General features: G+C 40.0%; 21 protein-coding genes. 15 read left to right on the forward strand and 6 right to left on the reverse strand.

All coding sequences use genetic code 11. From position 1 onward, the window contains the following. Genes HPOKI112_RS06255 through crcB form a run of 3 tightly spaced genes read left to right on the forward strand, consistent with a single transcriptional unit; the run spans position 1 to position 1,464 of the window. Positions 1-342 (forward strand): rhodanese-like domain-containing protein, encoded by a 342-nt coding sequence (locus HPOKI112_RS06255; RefSeq protein ID WP_024113682.1) that lies wholly within the window; start codon positions 1-3, stop codon positions 340-342. Between the two features lie 2 nt (positions 343-344). Continuing rightward, positions 345-1,025: a uroporphyrinogen-III synthase gene (locus tag HPOKI112_RS06260; RefSeq protein ID WP_025277104.1), complete on the forward strand. Its 681-nt coding sequence runs from the start codon at positions 345-347 to the stop codon at positions 1,023-1,025. Between the two features lie 46 nt (positions 1,026-1,071). Then, positions 1,072-1,464 carry a fluoride efflux transporter CrcB gene (crcB, locus tag HPOKI112_RS06265; RefSeq protein ID WP_001011986.1) on the forward strand — a complete coding sequence of 131 codons (393 nt, stop codon included), beginning with the start codon at positions 1,072-1,074 and terminating at the stop codon, positions 1,462-1,464. A 44-nt stretch (positions 1,465-1,508) separates the two neighbouring features. Here crcB and hemW read toward each other — a convergent pair whose 3' ends face one another. After that, on the reverse strand, positions 1,509-2,546 hold the full coding sequence (gene hemW, locus HPOKI112_RS06270; protein WP_025309967.1) for a radical SAM family heme chaperone HemW: 1,038 nt from the start codon (positions 2,544-2,546) through the stop codon (positions 1,509-1,511). A gap of 95 nt (positions 2,547-2,641) precedes the next feature. Here hemW and HPOKI112_RS06275 point away from each other — a divergent pair, with 95 nt between their 5' ends. The 6 genes from HPOKI112_RS06275 to folP all read left to right on the forward strand — a co-directional run bounded on the left by HPOKI112_RS06275 (position 2,642) and on the right by folP (position 7,109). Then, a complete protein-coding gene (locus tag HPOKI112_RS06275) occupies positions 2,642-2,932 on the forward strand; it encodes a c-type cytochrome (RefSeq protein WP_025309968.1) in 291 nt (96 codons plus the stop codon). A gap of 159 nt (positions 2,933-3,091) precedes the next feature. Beyond that, the gene (locus tag HPOKI112_RS06280) at positions 3,092-3,559 is read left to right on the forward strand and encodes an RNA pyrophosphohydrolase (protein WP_025309969.1); all 468 of its coding nucleotides are present in this window, start codon (positions 3,092-3,094) and stop codon (positions 3,557-3,559) included. 1 nt (position 3,560) lies between these two features. Further along, complete coding sequence (locus tag HPOKI112_RS06285) at positions 3,561-4,778, forward strand: aspartate kinase (protein ID WP_025309970.1); 1,218 nt, start codon at positions 3,561-3,563, stop codon at positions 4,776-4,778. Further along, positions 4,775-5,317 carry a HobA family DNA replication regulator gene (locus HPOKI112_RS06290; protein WP_015428216.1) on the forward strand — a complete coding sequence of 181 codons (543 nt, stop codon included), beginning with the start codon at positions 4,775-4,777 and terminating at the stop codon, positions 5,315-5,317. Before HPOKI112_RS06285 ends, HPOKI112_RS06290 begins: the two co-directional genes overlap by 4 nt. After that, positions 5,314-5,970: a DNA polymerase III subunit delta' gene (locus HPOKI112_RS06295; protein ID WP_015428217.1), complete on the forward strand. Its 657-nt coding sequence runs from the start codon at positions 5,314-5,316 to the stop codon at positions 5,968-5,970. Before HPOKI112_RS06290 ends, HPOKI112_RS06295 begins: the two co-directional genes overlap by 4 nt. Continuing rightward, a complete protein-coding gene (folP, locus tag HPOKI112_RS06300; RefSeq protein WP_025309971.1) occupies positions 5,967-7,109 on the forward strand; it encodes a dihydropteroate synthase in 1,143 nt (380 codons plus the stop codon). Before HPOKI112_RS06295 ends, folP begins: the two co-directional genes overlap by 4 nt. A gap of 95 nt (positions 7,110-7,204) precedes the next feature. On the opposite strand, the gene HPOKI112_RS06305 is transcribed toward folP, so the two are convergent. Beyond that, the gene (locus HPOKI112_RS06305; RefSeq protein WP_025276313.1) at positions 7,205-7,666 is read right to left on the reverse strand and encodes a hypothetical protein; all 462 of its coding nucleotides are present in this window, start codon (positions 7,664-7,666) and stop codon (positions 7,205-7,207) included. A 384-nt stretch (positions 7,667-8,050) separates the two neighbouring features. Here HPOKI112_RS06305 and HPOKI112_RS06310 point away from each other — a divergent pair, with 384 nt between their 5' ends. From HPOKI112_RS06310 to HPOKI112_RS06330, 5 genes are all read left to right on the forward strand, one after another. Continuing rightward, positions 8,051-8,947, forward strand: a complete 897-nt coding sequence (locus tag HPOKI112_RS06310; protein ID WP_025276314.1) for a DMT family transporter — start codon at positions 8,051-8,053, stop codon at positions 8,945-8,947. A 3-nt stretch (positions 8,948-8,950) separates the two neighbouring features. Next, positions 8,951-10,198: a glycosyltransferase family 39 protein gene (locus HPOKI112_RS06315; RefSeq protein WP_025309972.1), complete on the forward strand. Its 1,248-nt coding sequence runs from the start codon at positions 8,951-8,953 to the stop codon at positions 10,196-10,198. A gap of 78 nt (positions 10,199-10,276) precedes the next feature. Then, positions 10,277-10,828 (forward strand): DUF507 family protein, encoded by a 552-nt coding sequence (locus HPOKI112_RS06320; RefSeq protein ID WP_025276316.1) that lies wholly within the window; start codon positions 10,277-10,279, stop codon positions 10,826-10,828. Then, on the forward strand, positions 10,828-11,955 hold the full coding sequence (gene carA, locus HPOKI112_RS06325) for a glutamine-hydrolyzing carbamoyl-phosphate synthase small subunit (protein ID WP_025309973.1): 1,128 nt from the start codon (positions 10,828-10,830) through the stop codon (positions 11,953-11,955). The genes HPOKI112_RS06320 and carA overlap by 1 nt, the downstream gene beginning before the upstream one ends. 166 nt (positions 11,956-12,121) lie before the next feature. After that, complete coding sequence (locus tag HPOKI112_RS06330) at positions 12,122-13,126, forward strand: formamidase (RefSeq protein WP_000534783.1); 1,005 nt, start codon at positions 12,122-12,124, stop codon at positions 13,124-13,126. A gap of 79 nt (positions 13,127-13,205) precedes the next feature. Here the strand turns inward: HPOKI112_RS06330 and HPOKI112_RS06335 are convergent, their stop codons facing one another. From HPOKI112_RS06335 to alaS, 3 genes are all read right to left on the reverse strand, one after another. Then, on the reverse strand, positions 13,206-13,463 hold the full coding sequence (locus HPOKI112_RS06335; RefSeq protein ID WP_025276318.1) for a hypothetical protein: 258 nt from the start codon (positions 13,461-13,463) through the stop codon (positions 13,206-13,208). Positions 13,464-13,577: 114 nt separating this feature from the next. Continuing rightward, entirely contained in the window at positions 13,578-14,150 is a 573-nt protein-coding gene (gene maf, locus HPOKI112_RS06340; protein ID WP_025276319.1) for a septum formation inhibitor Maf, read from the reverse strand. A gap of 1 nt (position 14,151) precedes the next feature. Continuing rightward, the gene (gene alaS / locus HPOKI112_RS06345; RefSeq protein WP_025309974.1) at positions 14,152-16,695 is read right to left on the reverse strand and encodes an alanine--tRNA ligase; all 2,544 of its coding nucleotides are present in this window, start codon (positions 16,693-16,695) and stop codon (positions 14,152-14,154) included. Between the two features lie 119 nt (positions 16,696-16,814). Here alaS and HPOKI112_RS06350 point away from each other — a divergent pair, with 119 nt between their 5' ends. Next, entirely contained in the window at positions 16,815-17,045 is a 231-nt protein-coding gene (locus HPOKI112_RS06350) for a YdcH family protein (RefSeq protein ID WP_000468326.1), read from the forward strand. 654 nt (positions 17,046-17,699) lie between these two features. Here the strand turns inward: HPOKI112_RS06350 and babA are convergent. Next, the gene (gene babA / locus HPOKI112_RS06355; RefSeq protein ID WP_025309852.1) at positions 17,700-19,916 is read right to left on the reverse strand and encodes a Hop family adhesin BabA; all 2,217 of its coding nucleotides are present in this window, start codon (positions 19,914-19,916) and stop codon (positions 17,700-17,702) included. Positions 19,917-20,429 lie beyond the last annotated feature (513 nt).

Genomic DNA, 20,429 nt, shown 5'->3' on the forward strand with positions numbered 1-20,429 from the left:
ATGCTTGAAGATTATGCAATCAGTTTAGAAGAAGTCAATTTCAATGATTTTATTGTCGTAGATGTGCGCGAATTGGACGAATATGAAGAATTGCATTTGCCTAACGCTACGCTCATTAGCGTCAATGACCAAGAAAAGCTCGCTGATTTTTTATCTAAGCACCAAGATAAAAAAGTGTTGCTCCATTGTAGGGCTGGCCGCAGGGCTTTAGATGCGGCTAAAAGCATGCATGAATTAGGCTATACGCCCTATTATTTAGAGGGCAATGTCTATGATTTTGAAAAATACGGCTTTAGAATGGTCTATGATGACACTTGCGACAAAAAAGATAAAAAAAACTAGGCATGAGGGAGGTTGTATGGGTGCATTCTCAAAGAATCGCCCCTTATAAGACTCTCATTTTAAATGAATTGTGCTACTATCCCTTAGAATTAGATCCAACCCCTTTTAACGCTCTTATTTTCACTTCTAAAAATGCGGTGTTTTCCTTGCTAGAAACTCTAAAAAACAGCCCCAAACTCAAAATTTTACAAAACATTCCTGCTTACGCTTTGAGCGAACCCACCGCAAAAACTTTACAAGATCACCATTTTAAAACCGCCTTTATAGGGAAAAAAGCCCATGGCAAAGGGTTCGCTAAAGAAATCCTTCCTTTATTGGAAAAAAAAAGCGTTTTATATCTCAGGGCAAAAGAGATTGCCTCTTCTTTAGACACCATTCTTTTAGAGCATGGCATTGATTTCAAACAAGCCGTTGTTTATGAAAGCAAGCTCAAACATTTGACCTTAAGCGAACGAAACGCCCTAAAACCCAAAGAAAAGAGCGTTCTTATTTTTACCGCTATAAGCCATGCAAAAGCTTTCTTGCACTATTTTGAATTTTTAGAAAATTACACCGCTATAAGCATTGGCAACACGACCGCTCTTTATTTACAAGAACAAGGCATTCCAAGCTATATTGCCAAAAAGCCTTCCTTAGAAGCGTGTTTAGAGTTGGCTTTAAGTTTGAGAATTAAGGAATGTTAAAAACATCTCATTATAATGCTCTCAGCTATTTTTTAAAGGATGATGCATGAATTTTGTCTTTTTATGGGCCGCTTTAGGGGGGGCTATAGGGAGTTCGTTAAGGTATTTTGTGGGCAAAATGATGCCCAGTAAATTTTTAATGTTTGAAAGTTTTCCTTTAGGGACTTTTAGCGTGAATATCATAGGGTGTTTTGTCATCGGCTTTATGGGGCATTTGGCTGTTAAAAAGGTTTTTGGTGATGATTTTGGGATTTTCTTTGTAACTGGGGTTTTAGGGGGTTTTACGACCTTTTCTTCTTATGGGTTAGACACTTTAAAACTCTTGCAAAAATCCCAATACATTGAAGCCGTTTCCTATGCCTTAGGCACTAACATTTTAGGGCTTATTGGGGTAGCCATTGGTTGGCTTTTGGCTAAAAATTTTGTAGGCATTAATTAAGAAACGCTTTTTAGCGTTTTATTAACGCTTGATTAAGCAGAGCCTTACAACAGCCACAAAGCCATTTCATCGGCCATGAAAAAATCGCTCGCTACCAATCGGTTATTTTTAATGAAAGCCTTGTTTTCTTCAATCAAAAACCTTACTTTATTTTCATCTAAGAAACTAAGCTCAACCCCCAGCGCGCACCTTAGGCCTAAAAACAGCTTTTCTAAGCGCTTGTCTTGTTTATTAAGCGTCTCAACTTGGCGTTTTAGGGGGTCTTTGATGTAGTTTTCTATGAGTTTTTTCGCATAAAAACGCTCATTCGCCACGCAGCCTACAGCCCCAGCCCCGCACCCTAAATAATCTTTAGCCCCCCAGTAAGCTAAATGGTGCTTGACTTGATAATTTCTAGCGTAATTAGACACTTCGTATTGCTTGAAAGAAAAGCCCTCTAAAACCTCTTTTATTATATTGTCAAAATGGGTGCATGAGGGTTTTTTGGCGTTTTTTTCTAAATTCGTGTTTTTTTCAATGCTCAAAGCATAAGCGCTCAAGTGGTTGATAGGGAGTTCTTTAGCGAGCTTTAGTTCTTCTTTTAGAGAGTTTTCATTGTCTAATGGGGTGTTATAAATCAAATCAATGCTGACATTTTCAATCCCGCTTTTTAAAATAGTTTCTATTACAGGAGCGATATTTTTGGAATGCTGGCGCTCTAAAAACAATAATTTATCCTCTCTAAAACTTTGCACCCCTAAACTCAAGCGGTTGATCCCTAAATCTTTTAAGCCTTGACACCAAGCTTTAGAAATCAATTCGGGGTTGGCTTCAGTGGTGATCTCACAATCCATGCTCAAGTTTGCATTGCGATGAATGCTTTCAAAAATCCTTTCAAAAGACTCCACGCTCAAAGTGTTGGGCGTGCCGCCGCCAATAAAAACGCTCTCAATGGGTTCATCAGTTTGGCTTAAGGCATGCTTTAAATCCAGGCATAGCGCTTGAATGTATTCTTCTTTTAGCCCATGCTTATTTTCATAGGAATTGAAAGCGCAATAACCGCATTTATTTTCACAAAAGGGGATATGAATGTATAAAATCATATTTATTTCTCTCATTTTCATTTCATTTTAAGCGAAACTTAAACTTGTAATTGTATCATTTTAAGATTATTTTGATAAGCATGAGGAGACACACTATGAAAAAGGTTATTATGGCTTTAGGCGTTTTAGCGTTCGCAAACGCTTTAATGGCAACAGATGTTAAAGCTCTTGCAAAAGGCTGTGTCGCTTGCCATGGGGTTAAATTTGAAAAAAAAGCTTTAGGCAAAAGCAAAATTGTCAACATGATGAGTGAAGCGGAAATTGAAAAAGAGCTTATGGATTTTAAAAACGGTGCCAACAAAAATCCTGTCATGACCGCGCAAGCTAAAAAATTAAGCGATGAAGACATCAAAGCTTTAGCCAAATACATCCCCACTCTCAAATAAATTCTCTTATTTTTAATAGCGCTATTGGGGCGCTATTAAAATGAGTTTCAAGCCCTTTTTTTTAATTTTTGATTTTAATGGCATTCTTAACCCTACTTAAAGCCAGCATACACTATAATATCATCTTAATCAAACAAGAAAGAGCTAAAATAAAGACCTATGCTACATAAAAAATATCGTCCTAATGTTGCGGCCATTATCATGTCGCCAGACTACCCTAACGCATGCGAAGTTTTTATCGCCGAGCGCATAGATATTGAAGGGGCGTGGCAGTTCCCCCAAGGAGGCATTGATGAGGGCGAGACCCCTTTAGAAGCGCTTTATAGGGAATTATTAGAAGAAATTGGCACGAATGAAATAGAGATTTTAGCGCAATACCCCAGATGGATCGCCTATGATTTCCCAAGCAACATGGAGCATAAATTCTATGCGTTTGACGGGCAAAAGCAACGCTATTTTTTAGTGCGCCTAAAGCATGCTAACAACATTGATTTGAATAAACACACGCCAGAATTTAGGGCTTATCGATTCATTCATCTTAAGGATTTGCTTGAAAAAATCGTTCCCTTTAAACGCCAAGTGTACCGCCAGGTCATCGCTTATTTCAAAAGAGAGGGGTATTTATAGGGTGTTAATCGTTCAAAAATACGGCGGCACGAGCATGGGCAGCATAGAAAGGATCCACAATGTCGCTCAAAGGGTTTTAGAAAGCGTTAAATTAGGGTATCAAGTCGTGGTGGTCGTTTCTGCGATGAGCGGCGAAACGGACAGGCTTTTAGAATTTGGCAAGAATTTTAGCCATAACCCTAACAAGCGAGAAATGGACAGGATTGTGAGCGCGGGGGAATGGATTTCAAGCGCAGCTTTGAGCATGGCGTTAGAGAGGTATGGGCATAGAGCCATTTCATTGAGCGGGAAAGAAGCGGGTATTTTAACCAGTTCGCATTTTCAAAACGCCGTGATCCAATCCATTGACACTAAACGCATCACAGAGCTTTTAGAAAAAAACTACATTGTGGTGATCGCTGGGTTTCAAGGCGCTGATATTCAAGGCGAAACAACGACTTTAGGGCGTGGGGGGAGCGATTTGAGCGCGGTCGCTTTGGCCGGGGCTTTAAAAGCGGATCTGTGCGAAATCTATACGGATGTGGATGGCGTTTATACCACCGATCCGCGCATTGAAGAAAAGGCTCAAAAAATCGCGCAAATCAGCTATGATGAAATGCTTGAACTGGCTTCTATGGGGGCTAAAGTGTTGTTAAACCGCTCGGTAGAATTGGCCAAAAAACTCAGCGTGAAATTAGTGACTCGCAATTCGTTTAACCATAGCGAAGGCACGCTCATTGTGGCTGAAAAAGACTTTAAAGGAGAACGCATGGAAACCCCTATAGTGAGTGGGATCGCATTGGATAAGAATCAGGCTCGTGTGAGCATGGAGGGCGTGGAAGATCGGCCAGGCATTGCCGCTGAAATCTTTGGCGCTTTAGCGGAGTATCGCATTAATGTGGATATGATAGTCCAAACGATCGGCAGAGACGGCAAAACCGATTTGGATTTTACGATCGTCAAAACCCAAATAGAAGAAACCAAGCAAGCCTTAAAGCCTTTTTTAGCGCAAATGGATTCCATTGATTATGATGAAAATATCGCTAAAGTTTCCATAGTGGGCGTGGGCATGAAGTCGCATTCTGGGGTAGCGAGTATCGCTTTTAAAGCCCTAGCCAAAGACAATATCAATATCATGATGATTTCTACAAGCGAGATTAAAATTTCGGTTTTGATTGACATTAAATACGCTGAATTAGCGGTTAGAACTTTGCATGCGGTGTATCAATTAGATCAATGAAAAATTTCTACGACTGGATCAAAGAATTTGTGCGCGATCAAGGGGAATTTATCGCCCAACAAAGCGGGTGGTTGGAATTAGAGCGATCAAGTTATGCAAAACTCATCGCGCAAACCATCTCGCATGTGCTTAATGGCGGATCGCTGTTGGTGAGCGCGGATTCTTCTAGGCGCTGGTTTTTAAACTACATTCTTTCTAATCTCAACCCTAAAGATTTAAAAGAGCGCCCCTTATTGTCAGTCATTGATTTTAACGCTTCTTCTTTCTATCCTAAAAACGATGCGAATCTCTCTCTAGCCACCATAGAGATGACTTATCAAAACCCCATGTTTTGGCATGTTGGGGAAATTGAAAATGAAGGCTTAAAAACCTTACTATTGAGTAAAATCCCTAGTTTTTTATGGCTTTTTGAAGAGCTTAAAGAAGATTGCTTGCTTTTAAAAGAGCATGACAGATTGCTGGACTATAAATTATTGCAACTCTTCAAACTCTTTGAAAACGCGCTTTTTAGCGTGCTATACAATAAGGTTACTTTGTGAAAAACTCCAACCGTCTCATTTATACGGACAATCTTGAAGAGAGCCTAGAAGAGGCTGCAAGCCTTTTTGAACACCACATTAAATTCTACACCGAGATTATTGAAAAAGACAAAAAGGTGATCAAAACTTTTAACAAGGATTTTAAAATAGAGCATGCCAAAGAAGTCCTATCCAAAGCCAATCTCAAACACAGCGAATTAAACGCCTTTTTAATCGCCGCGCCCAGCTATGGCGTAGAAGCCCAAAACGCGCTTTTAAAAATCTTAGAAGAACCCCCTAATAATGTTTGTTTTATCATGTTCGCTAAAAGCCCAAACCATGTTTTAGCCACCATTAAATCCCGCCTGATCAAAGAAGACAAACGCCAAAAAATCCCCATAAAACCTTTAGATTTGGATTTATCAAGGCTGGATTTGAAAGATATTTACGCATTTTTAAAAAATTTAGACAAAGAAAATTTTGATTCTAGAGAAAATCAGAGGGAAAAAATTGAAAGCCTGTTAGAGAGTATTCACAGACACCAAATCTATTTGAGCGAGCAAGAATTGCAAGCCTTTGATTTAGCGATCAAGGCTAACAGCTCTTATTACAAGCTCAGCTATAATCTTTTACCCCTGCTTTTAAGCCTTTTATCCAAAAAGAAAACGCCATGATTGTAAAACGCCTTAACCCTGATGCACTCAAAAGCGCTTTACAAAAAATAGGCCCAGAAAAGATCGCACAAGATCGTATGTGCCAAAAAGGCGTTAGCTTTGTTTTTGAAATCCAACATCTGCCCTTAAGCGCAACGCTGATTTTAAAGCAAGAGGCCATAAGCGTTGGGGGCGATTTTGCCACGCCAAGAGATTGTATTTTAGCTAAAGAGCCTTTTTATGATGGGGTGTTGGTTGCGAGCGCTAGCCAATTAGAACGCCTTATTGTCAAGTGCCATTCCCAACCTTTTGGGCTTAAACATTTAGCGCAAGAATTAAAAAGCCACCTCAAAGCTCAAAAACCTAACGCTCCACAAATCATGGCGGTTTTAAACCTGACTCCGGATAGTTTCTATGAAAAGAGCCGGTTTGATAGTAAAAAAGCGCTTGAAGAAATCTATCAATGGCTAGAAAAGGGTATCAAACTCATTGATATAGGCGCAGCCAGTTCAAGGCCACAGAGTGAAATCATTGATCCAAAAATAGAGCAAGATCGCTTAAAAGAAATTTTATTAGAAATCAAATCCCAAAAACTCTACCAATGCACTCAATTCAGCATAGACACCTACCATGCCCAAACCGCCCAAATGGCTTTAGAGCATTATTTTTCCATCCTTAATGATGTGAGCGGTTTTAGTAGCGCTGCAATGCTAGAAGTCGCCAAAGATTACAAGCCCACTTGCATTTTAATGCATGCTCAAAAAACCCCCAAAGACATGCAAGAAAATGTTTTTTACCACAATTTATTTGATGAAATGGATCGCTTCTTTAAAGAAAAACTAGAGGTTTTAGAAAAATACGCGCTTCAAGATATTATTTTAGATATTGGGTTTGGATTCGCTAAATTAAAAGAGCATAATTTAGCCTTAATCAAGCATTTAAGCCACTTTCTTAAATTCAAAAAACCCCTATTGGTGGGAGCGAGTCGTAAAAACACGATCGGGCTTATCACTGGGCGTGAAGTTCAAGACCGGCTCGCTGGCACTTTGAGTTTGCATTTAATGGCGTTGCAAAACGGAGCGAGCGTTTTAAGAGTGCATGACATCGATGAGCATATCGATCTCATCAAGGTGTTTAAGAGTTTGGAAGAAACGGATTGAACCAAAATTTTTAGCTTTGATCCCACTGGGTGTTGGTTATCATCAAAACGCTTAAAAGCGTTTTTGATGATCAGTTCTCCATTTAACCCTAATCTTTAAAGGATCACATCCATCGTTGAAGGGTTGTTATAAGCGTTTTGATAGCGTTGCAAAAAAGCGTTATGGTTGGTAGCGTTAAAGGTTTGAAAGGCTTTTTTGTGCAAGCCATTTATCGGTTGTTTGGGGGCGTTTTCCACTTCTTTAGAGAATTTCCCGTTATAAAAATCCGTCAAACTATAGAGCGACTGAGCGGCCAAGCGTTTTTGGCTCTCATCCATTCCGGCCGTAGCCCTTAAAAAAGCCTCATACTCTCTATCGCTCATCAATTCTAAAACCAAAAAGCCGTAAGTTTCCCGCTTGTCAGGGTTAAAGGGGAGGTTTTCTGTTGGAGCGTCCTTTTTTTCTCGCTCTATTTTTTCTGTGTTTTCAATAGGAGCCAGGTCTTCTTTAGGAGCGCTTTTAGCGTTTAAAAGCCCATAGAGATTAGAATCAAACTGATTGATAGAAGAAACAGCCATGCGAATTTCCTGAAATTGAGTTTTACGCTGATATAAGCAAAATCCATTCCCTAATGAGATGAGATCTTATGGCATGGGTTTTTAACAAAACAAGAGACTTGAAAAGCTTAAAAGAGTTTTCTTAGTGGCGTTCAAACCCTTTAAAAAGGGTCTAGGAGTTTATTTTCAAAAAGGATTCGTGTTTTTATGTTTTCATATTTCTATAAGGAGCTTGAAATGCTGAAGCTTCTAGAATTATTCTAGACAAAAGGTAAAACTCCTAGAGTATTGTTATAGCATGATTTTACCAATCAATGCAACTTTTATGCTTTTAGAGCTTAAAAACTTTAGTCTTAATTAGAGATTTTAGGTTAAACTACCCTAAAATCTTTATGGGTAAAAGGCATGCGTAACACCATTTTATTTGGCGTTTCAATGATACTCTTGGCAAATTTTTGCTTTGGAATCATGAGCGCGTTTGTTAAAATCACAGCGGATTATTTTTCCCCTATGGAAAATGTGTTTTACCGCTCCATTACCATGACGCTCTTACTCTTACTTGTTTATCCTTTCAAACCCTACCGCTTAAAGAGTTACAAGCAAGGCGGTTTTAAAAAGCTCGCTTTTAGGGTCGTTGTAGGGGGATTGGCCATGTTAGCGTTTTTTTATAATATTGAAAAAATTTCGCTCGCTACTGCGACGGCTTTCTCGCAATGCGCGCCGATTTATACGGTGCTTCTTTCCCCTTTGCTTTTGAAAGAAAAGCTCAAAAGAAGCGCGTTAATTTCCGCATGCATCGGGCTAGTGGGGGTGGTGTTGATCTCCGATCCTAGCGTGGAAAATGTGGGGCCGGTTGAAATTATTATGGGCTTATTGAGCGGGATTTTTGTGTCTTTAGCGTATATCACTTTAAGGGATTTGAGGGAATATTACGACAAGCAAGCCGTGATTTTAGCGTTCGCTTTTGGCATGAGCCTTCTTGGATTAGCGGGCATGTTCATTGATATTCCTTTTTTATCCACAGGCATTCATATCCCTAGAAAAGAAGACATTTTGTGGATTTCTTTAATAGGGATTAACGGGACTTTAGGGCAGTATTTCTTAACTTATGCTTACATGAACGCGCCCGCTGGGATCATTGCCCCGATTGAATACACCCGCATTGTTTGGGGGCTGTTGTTTGGGCTGTATTTAGGCGATAAATTTTTGGATCTTAAAAGCTCTTTAGGGGTGGCTTTGATTTTATGTTCAGGCTTACTCATTGCCTTGCCCGCTCTTTTAAAAGAATTAAAAAAAATTTAAGCCATGCAACTAAGCCCCTTACAAAGCGCTCTGTTATACTTTAGCTATTTTATTTATCCAGAGAAAAAAACAAGAAGCTTTGATTTAAGCGATTTAGTCTTTACCATCATGGTTTTTTTAATCCTGGCTTTGGGGTTGTTGATGAGTGGAGAAATTTCTATCAGCTACAATGAAGCGAAGGATTTTTTTTATAGCAGCGCATGGTTTGTTCAAATCGCTCAAAAAAGCACTGAAATTTTGGGTCAAAACGATTTGGCTTTGAGATTGCCTTTTTTGATCGCTCATCTCATTAACATGTTTTTATTTTATTTGATAGGGCGAAAGATTTTAAAAAAGCCTAAAGACGCCCTTTATGTGGTATTGACTTACGCTTTATTGCCTGGGGTGAATCTCTTTGCGATTTTATTGGCTAAAAGCGTGCTGGTGTTAAGCCTTGGGCTTTTAGTCAGCTATTTATATATCAAAACCCAAAAAATCCCTTATTTAACCCTCAGCGCTTGCGCGTTTTTAGACGGCGCGTTCATCCCGCTTTTACTAGGGGTTTTTGCCTACGCTTTAAGAAAACGCTATTTTAAGAGTGCGATCTTTATTTTGGTGGGTTTAGGCGTGAATACCGCTCTTTTTAGCGGGAGTTTCAATAAGGGCTTGCCTAGTGGGTATTTCATAGACACATGCTTAGAACTCATGCTTTTATACTCGCCCTTATTGTTCCTCTACTACCCTTATACACTCTATAAAGCCCTTTTGGATAAAAAGCCATCGTTATTAGCCTTTATGAGCGCGAGCGGTTGGCTTTTCCCTTTGCTTTTGAGCATGCGCCAAGAGATAGATTTAAGAACTTTCGCCCCCTTAGCGTTAATCGGTTTGCCTTTGTTTGTTAAAAGCGTTTTAAATAGCCTTAGGGTGCGTTTGAAGGAATTTAGGGGGCAATATTATTTGCGCATTTTTAGTTTGTATCTTTTAATGCTCACTGAAACGCTTTTTTTATGGGGGAGTAAAATTTCTGGCGCTAATGAAAAATTATTAAACCGGCATTTCTTAGCCAAAGAAGTCGCTACAGCCTTGCAATTAAGGGGTATCCATCAAATCCGCACTAACGATAAACAACTCGCTTTAAGGCTCCAATTCTATGGCATTAAAGAAGGGGGGAGGTTAAGACTGATTAACACTAAGATTTCTAAAAAACGCCCGGATATTACAATCATCTACGCTGATAAAATTCTACAATCCTATAGTTTGGTGTGCCATTAAATTAATTCTTTAAAAAGCGTTTTATCTAAAAAACGATAAAATACACTCTAAAAATAAATAAAATACGCGAGAAAAACCATGAGACTCAAACTAACCCATATAAACCATATAAGCCATAAGATTGCCAATGACTTTATCCATTCAAAACTATTAGAATTAAAAGCCCCTAGAGAATTATTGTGCGAATTGATAGAGGGGATTTTGGAAAAAAGCGTTAAAAAAGAAAACGCCATAGATGAGCAAGCCAGAGAGCTTTTAGAAGAAAACACCGATGAGATAGAATTCATGCGGATGGATGAAAGGCAGCTTTTTTGGATGATTAAAAGACAGATCGCTCAAAAAGAGGGCTTCCATTTGTTTTGGGAAGAAAGGTGCAACGATTTGTCGCACCAGATTTTGAATAAAATCTTAGATGAGGATTTGATCATGTTTAGCGTGTCAGAGAATTTGATAAGAAATTTGATTTACAAATCCATTGACACCTATTCTAAAGCGTATGAAAGCATTGAAAATAAAGTGCATGAAAAAATCAAGCATTACAAACGCAAACTGCCCGTAGGGAGCGATGAATACGAGTTGGTGTTTGAAAGGCTCTATGAAGAAGAATTAAGGCGTAAGGGCTTTTTATAATGGTTTCTCTCTATTTAGAAAACGGGCTTTTTTTGCAAGCGCAAAGTTTTGGGGCTAGCGGCACGCAAGTAGGCGAGCTTGTTTTTAACACTTCTATGAGTGGCTATCAAGAAGTCATTAGCGACCCTAGCTATAAGGGGCAATTTGTGGTTTTTAGCATGCCTGAAATTGGGGTTGTGGGCGCTAATTCTAAAGATGATGAATCCTTTTTTTCATGTGCAGGGATTTTAGCGCGCCATTACAACGATTTTTTTTCTAACTCAAGGGCGGATTTTAGCTTGAGCGCTTATTTGAAAGAGCGTGGCGTTTTAGGGGTTTGTGGCGTTGATACCAGAAGTTTGATCAAAACCTTACGCCATCATGGGTGCTTGATGATGGTCGCTTCCACGATAGAGCATGACAAAAACAAGCTTGAAGAAATTTTAAAAAACGCCCCTAGAATTTCCCAATCCCCCCTAGTGTCTAGCGTTTCTACGCCAAAAATCATCACGCACCAGCGCGCGACTTTTGATTTCAAAACTCTAGATTACAAGCCTTTTGATGAAAAAGCCTCTCATAAAATTATCGCCGTGTTAGACTTTGGGGCTAAGGGCAATATTTTAAACGAGCTTCAAAATGTGGGGTTAAAAGCCCTTATTTACCCGCACCACACTAAGGCTAGCGAGCTGATTAAGGCCTATGAAAAAAAAGAAATTAGCGGGATTTTCCTCTCTAACGGGCCTGGCGATCCTTTGAGCTTGCAGCAAGAAATTGGAGAAATCAAACAGCTCATTAACGCTAAAATCCCCATGTTTGGCATTTGCTTAGGGCATCAATTGCTCTCTATCGCGCAAGGCTACCCTACTTACAAGCTCAAATTTGGCCATCATGGGAGCAACCACCCCGTTAAAAACCTAAAAACAAACGCCGTTGAAATCACCGCACAAAACCACAACTATTGCGTCCCTGAAGAAATTGAAGAAATCGCCATTATCACGCACCGCAATCTTTTTGACAACACCATTGAGGGCGTGCGTTATAAAAACGCTCCCATTATCTCTGTCCAGCACCACCCAGAAAGCAGCCCCGGCCCCAAAGAGAGCCATTATATTTTTAAGGAATTTGTGGAATTGTTAAAGGATTTTTAGGGGTTTTTAAAACAGCACCTATAGAGGCTGAAAAAGCGCTTTAAAAATAGATTTAAATCTTTTTATCAAAAAATCTCACATTTACTCTAAATTAGTTCTCTTGCAATAGTATTCTCTCGCAATAATTGTTATTGTTATTGCGACAAAACTTTTAGAAGGAGTTATTATGGGAAGTATCGGTAGTATGGGCAAACCTATTGAAGGGTTTTTAGTGGCAGCCATTCAGTTTCCTGTGCCAATTGTCAATAGCCGTAAGGATATTGATCACAATATTGAAAGCATTATCAGAACCTTGCATGCGACTAAAGCGGGGTATCCGGGAGTGGAACTTATCATTTTCCCTGAGTATAGCACGCAAGGTTTGAATACCGCTAAGTGGCTTAGCGAAGAGTTTTTATTAGATGTCCCGGGTAAAGAGACAGAGCTATACGCTAAGGCGTGTAAAGAGGCGAAAGTTTATGGTGTTTTTTCAATCATGGAACGCAATCCTGATTCTAACAAAAACCCCTACAATACCGCCATTATCATCAATCCGCAAGGTGAAATCATTTTAAAATACCGCAAGCTATTCCCATGGAATCCCATTGAACCATGGTATCCTGGGGATTTAGGAATGCCTGTGTGCGAGGGTCCGGGTGGATCAAAATTAGCCGTGTGCATTTGCCATGACGGCATGATTCCAGAGCTCGCTAGAGAAGCAGCCTATAAAGGGTGCAATGTGTATATCCGCATTTCAGGCTATAGCACTCAAGTCAATGATCAGTGGATTTTGACCAACCGCTCCAACGCATGGCACAATTTGATGTATACCGTGAGCGTGAATTTAGCCGGCTATGATAATGTCTTTTACTACTTTGGTGAGGGGCAAATCTGTAACTTTGATGGCACGACTCTTGTTCAAGGGCACCGCAACCCTTGGGAGATTGTAACCGGGGAAATCTATCCTAAAATGGCAGACAACGCTCGCTTAAGCTGGGGCTTAGAAAACAACATTTACAACCTAGGCCATAGAGGGTATGTGGCTAAACCGGGCGGAGAACATGACGCAGGCTTAACCTACATCAAAGACTTAGCCGCTGGTAAATACAAATTGCCTTGGGAAGATCACATGAAAATCAAAGATGGCTCTATTTATGGCTACCCTACCACCGGTGGGCGTTTTGGGAAATAATCCCTAACCTTGTATTTTTGCTAGAACCTGTTTTTAAAGGTTCTAGCGTCCCCCCTATTTTAATTTTTCCAATCAATTTTTACGAATAGTCTTCCATTGTAGAACATGTAAAAAAACCCATAATAAGCGTAAGCCCCCATAAAGCGATATAACCCATGCAAAACCATGTTATTTTTGATAAAGACCACCACCCCATTGCGGCTGATAGAACGCTAAAATCTGTAATAATTTTATAGCCACAATAGATCATTCCCGCTAAACATGCCAATTTATGAGCATGGTAGTAAGCGCTAATCCCAAAACCACCATCAAGATTGATAAAAGAATACGAGACCAAGACCCCATGACAACTCCTTAAACATCAAATGTTGTATTATATCGTTTTTTTTTATTTGTCAAGGGGGTTTATCAGTTAGATAGAGTGTTTTTAATGTTTATAAAACAATAGCATTTATAACGATGCAATTTCAGCCCCTAATTTTAGCGCCCCTAACAAGCCTTCCACATTCAGCCCTAACCCCACGCTCAAATTCTCGCTTGAGCTTTTAATATAGGGCCTATGAAAGTCTTCTAACCGCACGCAGCCCGTGCTTTCTTGCCACAATCCGCTCTCTAAATATTTTTCTATCTCGCTAGAATCAAACGCCTTTAAACGCGCTCTAAAAACCGATAGATCCAACCATTCTAGTTTAGGAGAAATCAATGCAGAGCAGGTTAAAACCTCTATTTCATTGCCATTTTGGAGTTTTAAAAATTCAAGGGCTTCTCGCTTGTTTTTAGCTTTTCGTTGCATGCGATTACCCACGCTCACCACGCTATCAGCCACCACGATAACGCAATTATTCGCAAGTAATTCTTTAGCTTTTTCCAATTTCCCCTTGCACGCCAGATAGACAAACTCTCTAGGGTCTGTGGTTTTTAGGTTTTCTTCATCAAAATAGAGTGCTTTTTGTTCAAACTTAATCCCATGCTCTTTTAAAAGATTCGCCCTAGCGCTGGATTGAGAGCCTAAAATAAGCTCCATGCTATCCCTCTAAAGCTTTAAGAGCGGTATTTTTCGCTAAATTGAGCGCCGCTTGCAAATTTTCAATATCCTTGCCCCCAGCGCTCGCAAAATCATCTCTCCCGCCCCCTTTACCCCCTAAAATTTGCGCCACTTCATTAGCCCATGCGTTCGCTTTTATGGGCGCGTTTTTCACCCCGCATGCGAGAGTGATTCGCTCATTTTCTTTTTTAAACACCATAGCGAGCAATCTTTCATGCTTACTTTTCAATCGGTCAATCATTTCTTTAATGTCGCCTTGTTCCACTACGCCCACCACCAAACTCACGCCATGGATTTTTTCAATCGGTAAATCCATAGAAACGGGGGCTTTTTGGCTGTTTTTCACGCTCTCTTTAAGCTTGTTGATTCCGGCGATCACATCGTTATTTTTCAATAAAGTCTTAGCGTTTTTAAGCTCTTTATTTTCTTCTTTAGCCAGTTGGTAAAAGGCTTTCCCGCACACCGCTTCAATGCGTCTGACCCCACTACTCACCCCGCTTTCTTTTACAATCCTAAACCCCCCAATAAGCCCGGTATTTTCCACATGAATGCCCCCACACAATTCAATGGACGCTTCTTTAAAGCTCACCACCCGCACATTTTCAGCGTATTTTTCACTAAATAACGCTAACGCTCCCTTATCTTTAGCTTGGTTTAAAGGCATATGCTCCACCTGGCTATTTAGGTGCTTGAAAATTTGAGCGTTGACTAGATCTTCTACTTTTTCTAGCTCTTCATCATTGAGCGCTTTAGGGTGCGAGAAATCAAAACGCAATCGTTTGGATTCCACTAAACTCCCCGCTTGACTCACATGCGAACCTAAAACTTCTCTTAAAGCGCTCTGCAATAAATGCGTCGCGCTATGGTGTTTGGCGATTTCTAAGCGCTCATCGCTCACTTGCGCGATCACTTGATCGCCTTTTTTTAGCGCTTTTTTGATTTCAAGGAGCGAAAAATTAAGCCCAAAAAAATTTTTTGTGTCTGACACTATAGCCGCTTCTTCATTGTCTTTAAAAAGCGCACCCCTATCGCCTATAGCCCCCCCACCTTCTGCATAAAAAGGGGTTTTTTCTAATAAGACCCAGACTTCTTGGTTAGGATTTGCTTCTGTTATTTCTTTAAAATCGCTATCAAAAAACCCTAAGGCTTTAGCAGGACATTCTGTCGTTTCATACCCCACAAATTCATTAGGTGCATAAGCGTTTAAAATAGCGCTAAAATCGGCGTTGTTTTGTTTGCCTTTCCATGAAGCTTTAGAGCGTTTCACTTGATCTTGCATGCAATTTTCAAAGCCTTGCATATCCACACACGCCCCATGACTTCTTAGCATGTCGTTTGTCAAGTCTAAAGGGAAACCAAAAGTGTCATAAAGCTTGAAAGCGATCTTGCCATCAAAAATTTTATTTCCATTCAAATGCTCTAAAGACAAGTTAAACAATTCCATGCCCGATTCCAAAGTTTCTAAAAAGCGCTCTTCTTCTTCAAAGCATTCTTTCATTACCATTTCTTTAGATTCTTTCAAATACGCATGCGTGTTAGAAAATTGCTCGCACACCACGCCCACGACTTTGTATAGAAACGCTTCTTTTAAGCCCATTAAATACCCATGCCTTAAGGCTCGCCTTAAAATGCGCCTTAAAACATAGCCACGGCCCTCCTTATTAAAATGCACCCCTTGAGCGAGCAAGAACGCTACCGCTCTTGCATGATCGGCCACTACCCTAAAACTTGGCTGGAACCCGCTCGCATAATCTAGGCTTGTAAGCTCGCTGATTTCTTCCATTAAGGACGCAAATAATGAAGAATCAAAATTATTGAGCTTGCGTTCTAATAGCGCTTGCACCCTTTCTAAGCCCATGCCCGTATCAATGCTAGGCTTTGGCAAGGGGGACAAAACGCCATCATTAGAGCGTTCGTATTGCATGAACACCAGATTCCAAATTTCTAAAAACCTATCGCCCTCGCCCCCAAAATAATCCTCGCTCCCCTTAAAGTGTTTTTCACCTTGATCAATGTAGATTTCACTGCAAGGCCCGCAAGGCCCGCTATCGCCCATTTGCCAGAAATTATCTTTATCGCCCATTTTTTTAATCCTATCAACAGGCACAAACTTTTCCCATAGTTTAACGGCTTCATCGTCTTTTTCATGCACGCTGATGTATAAATCTTTAGGCTTAAACCCTAAATTTTTGGTTACAAATTCCCACGCAAACAAAATCGCTTCTTCTTTGAAATAATCCCCAAAAGAGAAATTCCCTAGCATTTCAAAAAGCGTGTGGTGTCTTGCGGTATAACCGACATTTTCTAAATCGTTATGCTTGCCCCCTGCGCGCATGCACAATTGCGAGCTTGTCGCTCTAGGAATGCTAGGGCGTGGCACAATCCCGGTAAAAATATCTTTAAATTGCACCATGCCGGCATTGGTAAAAAGCAAGGTAGCGTCATTAGGCACTAAAGGCATGCTGGGATAAATCTCATGCCCCTTATTTTGAAAAAATTGTAAAAATTCGTTGCGAATATCCATGGGTATTCCTTTTTGTTGTTTTATCGCGCATTTTAAGGCTATTTTATAGCTCTTTTAAGTTGTTTTTTTAAAAAGATAGTTTATTATACTTTAAACATCCAAAATTAAAGGAGAAAACCATGTTCCATGAATTTAGAGACGAAATCAGCGTGTTAAAAGCGAATAATCCGCATTTTGATAAGATTTTTGAGAAACACAACCAGCTTGATGACGACATCAAAACCGCTGAGCAACAAAACGCTAGCGACGCTGAAATCAGCCACATGAAAAAACAAAAATTAAAATTAAAAGATGAAATCCACAGCATGATCATAGAGTATAGAGAAAAACAAAAATCTGAACGCGCTTAAGCCATCTTGGTGAAAACACGCTAAAACGCTTTTTAGGGAGTGTTTTGGCTTTATTGCTTGGTTTGGATTTAACGCTTTGATTTGGATTAAAGCGTTAGGTTGTTTTTAACTTTATTTTCACCATAAGCTTTATTAATTTTAATATTCTTTACATTTTTAAAAATGGGGTTTTGAAACTTTATTTTATCGTTCTAGCTCTCATTTTATTGTAAAAATCATTTTATTAAAGTTCTTAAAGTTTTATTTTATTTTCTTGAGAATATAGAAAGCGCTTTGAAATCGTTCTCTCTCCCTTTTAATCTCCAACTTAATCCCCCTATAAAAAAGTGCTTTCTAAGAGATTATTGCTTAACTTAGCGTCAAGTTTTTCACTAATCAATCATCAAAAACACTAAAAAGGGTTTTGCATCAAACCCCCCAAAAAAACTAAAGATTAAAAAGCGAAAGCAGTGGGGATCAGCAAAAAAGATCAAAACCCCCCCAAAAAAAAATTTAAAAAAAAGACTTCAAAAAAAGAATTTAAAACAAAGAATTTAAAACAAAGGGTTCAAAAAGAAATCCCTTAAAAAAGAGAGTTCAAAAAAAGAAAAAAGAAAGGCTTCAAAGAAACCCCTTAAAAGAGAGAGTTTCACAAAAGGGGTTTAATGCGAGCTTTTAATAAGCGAACACATAATTCAAATACACGCTATAGAGCCTTCTGTATTTGAGTTCAGCCCCCATAAAGGAATAGTAGTTCGTGTTAATGGTAGGGATTTTAAGCCCTAGTTCAATGCCATGCTGAGCGGCATGATCGCTGCCTTTTTTCTTAGACCTGGCTAAATTCATCCTCACTCCCATGTTGAATAAGAATTGGAAGTTCGCCACATTCATTTTAGCGTTATAGACATTATTCACGGTGGCTAAATTCACATATTCAGAATTAAGCCATGAAGTGCCAGCTAACGCAATCCCGCCAAAAAGCCCTACAGAAAGCTTGTTGTTCTTGCCTAAGAAATTGGTGGCTTTATCGTTGATGAAGTTATAGAGAGCGTCCGCTCCAAAACCATAAGTCCATACATCAGAAGCGGAGTTGAAAAAGCTAGACTTGATGAACGCATGGTTGTAATCAAAAAAGCCGTAATACCTAGCGCCCCACTTTCTTTTTTGCCCAAAGAATTGTTTGTAGCCCACTTGAATACCGATCCCATTCATCGCGCCGTTGTTGGTTTGAGAACTGACGATGCCCACTTTCCTAAAGGGGTTTCGCCCTAGTTCTTGATTGATGGTTTGGATTTGGTTGTAAGAATTTTGATTGAGGTAGTAATTGGTTTCTATGCCTTGCGGGCTGTAGGGGTTATTCTTTTGACTCACCACATTTTGCAAGCTTTGCGCGTTAGGGACTTTAGAGAGCGCGGTGGTGATGCTGTTATAAGTGTTGCCCAATTCGCTGTATCTAGATTTGAAATGCACTAGAGTGTCAGCGATATTCTCTGCTTGCTGTATTTGCTGTTCTTGAGTGCCAAAATGAGCGATGGAGTTGTTTAAATTCGTTATGGTTTGTTCCACATAGGCGCAACCGGAAGCGAAAGTTTGAGTGGTAACCGTGCCAGGAGCTGAACCTTGTTTGCCACCAGTGCCAGCTGTTGAGGGGTTGTTGCATGTGGCTAAAAAGTTTTTAACAAAATTTTGAAAATCCCCGGTAAGCCTTTCAGGGTTAAGGGTTTGCCCCACTTGTTCGCTCAAACTGAGCATTTTGGCTTGCGCGCTAGCGTTAGCGAACATGCCTTGCGCGAAGCTAGCGTCCGTGAAAGGGTTGAAAGGCTTGCCTCCACTGCCTCCCACTTGAGCTGTTTGTTCATTGCTGTTAATGGCGCTCGTTTGATTGACAAGCTCTTGCGCGTCTGTGATCATCTTTTGGATCGCGCTGATTTCATCTGTAAAACCGCACAACTTCCCTCTAGTCGGTTTCATCTGTGGGCCACCACTTGTATTAGTTACACTAAAATACGGGCATGCCGTGTTGATGGTGTTGATGAGCGTGCTCGCTTGCGCCAAGAGCGCTTGAGCGCTATCAGGCACTCTGTTTAATTCGTTAGTGATTTCGGTGTAGGAAACCTTTGATGTGTTACCTGATGCGTTACTATCAACGACTTTTGAACTGATCTTGGTGGTTACTTGTTTGCCGTCTATGGTTTGGGTTTCAGTTTTGCTTCCGTTTTGTTGTTCCACCCCGGTTATAGTGCAGTTATTATTCCCTTCCCCTGAGCATGTGTAGGTGTAGGTTACAGAGAGCGTCCCGTTGTTTTCTTTGAGCGCGGGTAAGCCTTTCTTTAAAGCTGTTTGGAGGATTTGATAGGCTTCGTTAAGCTTTTTGAAATTCTCAATGCTCATAGGGCCATAGTATCCAGGCGTATACCCGTTCAAAGAACAAGTGATGGAAGTGGATCGATACCCTGGCTCGTTGTTGAAGATGGTGGTTGAATGGGTGCTTCTTGTGCCATTGGCATTACCCCCGCATTGCGTAGCATAGCCTAAGACATTCCAAAACCCCACCGCCGCATTAATCGCTAAAAGCACGGCTTGATAGGCGGGGGAATTTTTGGTATCGCCGATCAAGTTCTTCGCGCTCGCGCCCAGATTTTCACGCGCCGCGTTGATCGCGCTCGGATCAGCGGACAATTTGATGAGAGAGTTTAGGGTGCTGTATCTGGTTAAAAGCTTGCTCAAGTTTTCATAATTGTCTGAAAGCTGTTGAACGCCTTTGGTGTTTTTCACCACTTGAGCGGCTTCACCGATTTGATAGCCTGCGCTCATGTAAAAGCCGTCGTCTTCAGCGCTCAAAGTGGAAACTAAAAGCGAGCCTAAAGCGAATGAAAGGATGTGTTTTTTCATGTTTTCTCCTTGGAATTAAAATGGTCTAGGTAAGTCTTGTAAAATTATAAGATCTTATCACAAGATTTCGTTAATATAGCATGGATTGATAAGATTTTTGTGCTAATGGGGGTTTTGTTGTTTCAAAAAAAAAAAAAAAAAAAAAAAAAAAAAAAAAAAAAAGGTTTTTGGGGTGTTTTGGAACCATTCTCAATATTAAAAAGGGTTTAAAATGGGATTTAATAGGGATAAAAATGGGGGTTTTTTAACTTGGTGGGATCGTTTTAGATTTGGCTGTAAAACTCTTCAAGGGGGTGTTTCAAAATAACATTCCCACTAGTTCAATAATGACGCTTAAGAAATCACCGCTAAAATCAAGCTCTTTCATTTTGTTATGAAGCGTCCAAACACTAGAGATATTTGGGATTTCTGCTCGGGTGGTTTTAAAGGGGATTTTTATCGTTTTTACCGCTAGAGCTCCATAAAAGCCAAGCCAAGATTAAATAAGATTAAATAAGATTAAATAATATTAAA

Origin of the sequence: Helicobacter pylori oki112 (genome assembly GCF_000600085.1) — a bacterium.
Taxonomy (GTDB): domain Bacteria; phylum Campylobacterota; class Campylobacteria; order Campylobacterales; family Helicobacteraceae; genus Helicobacter; species Helicobacter pylori_CY.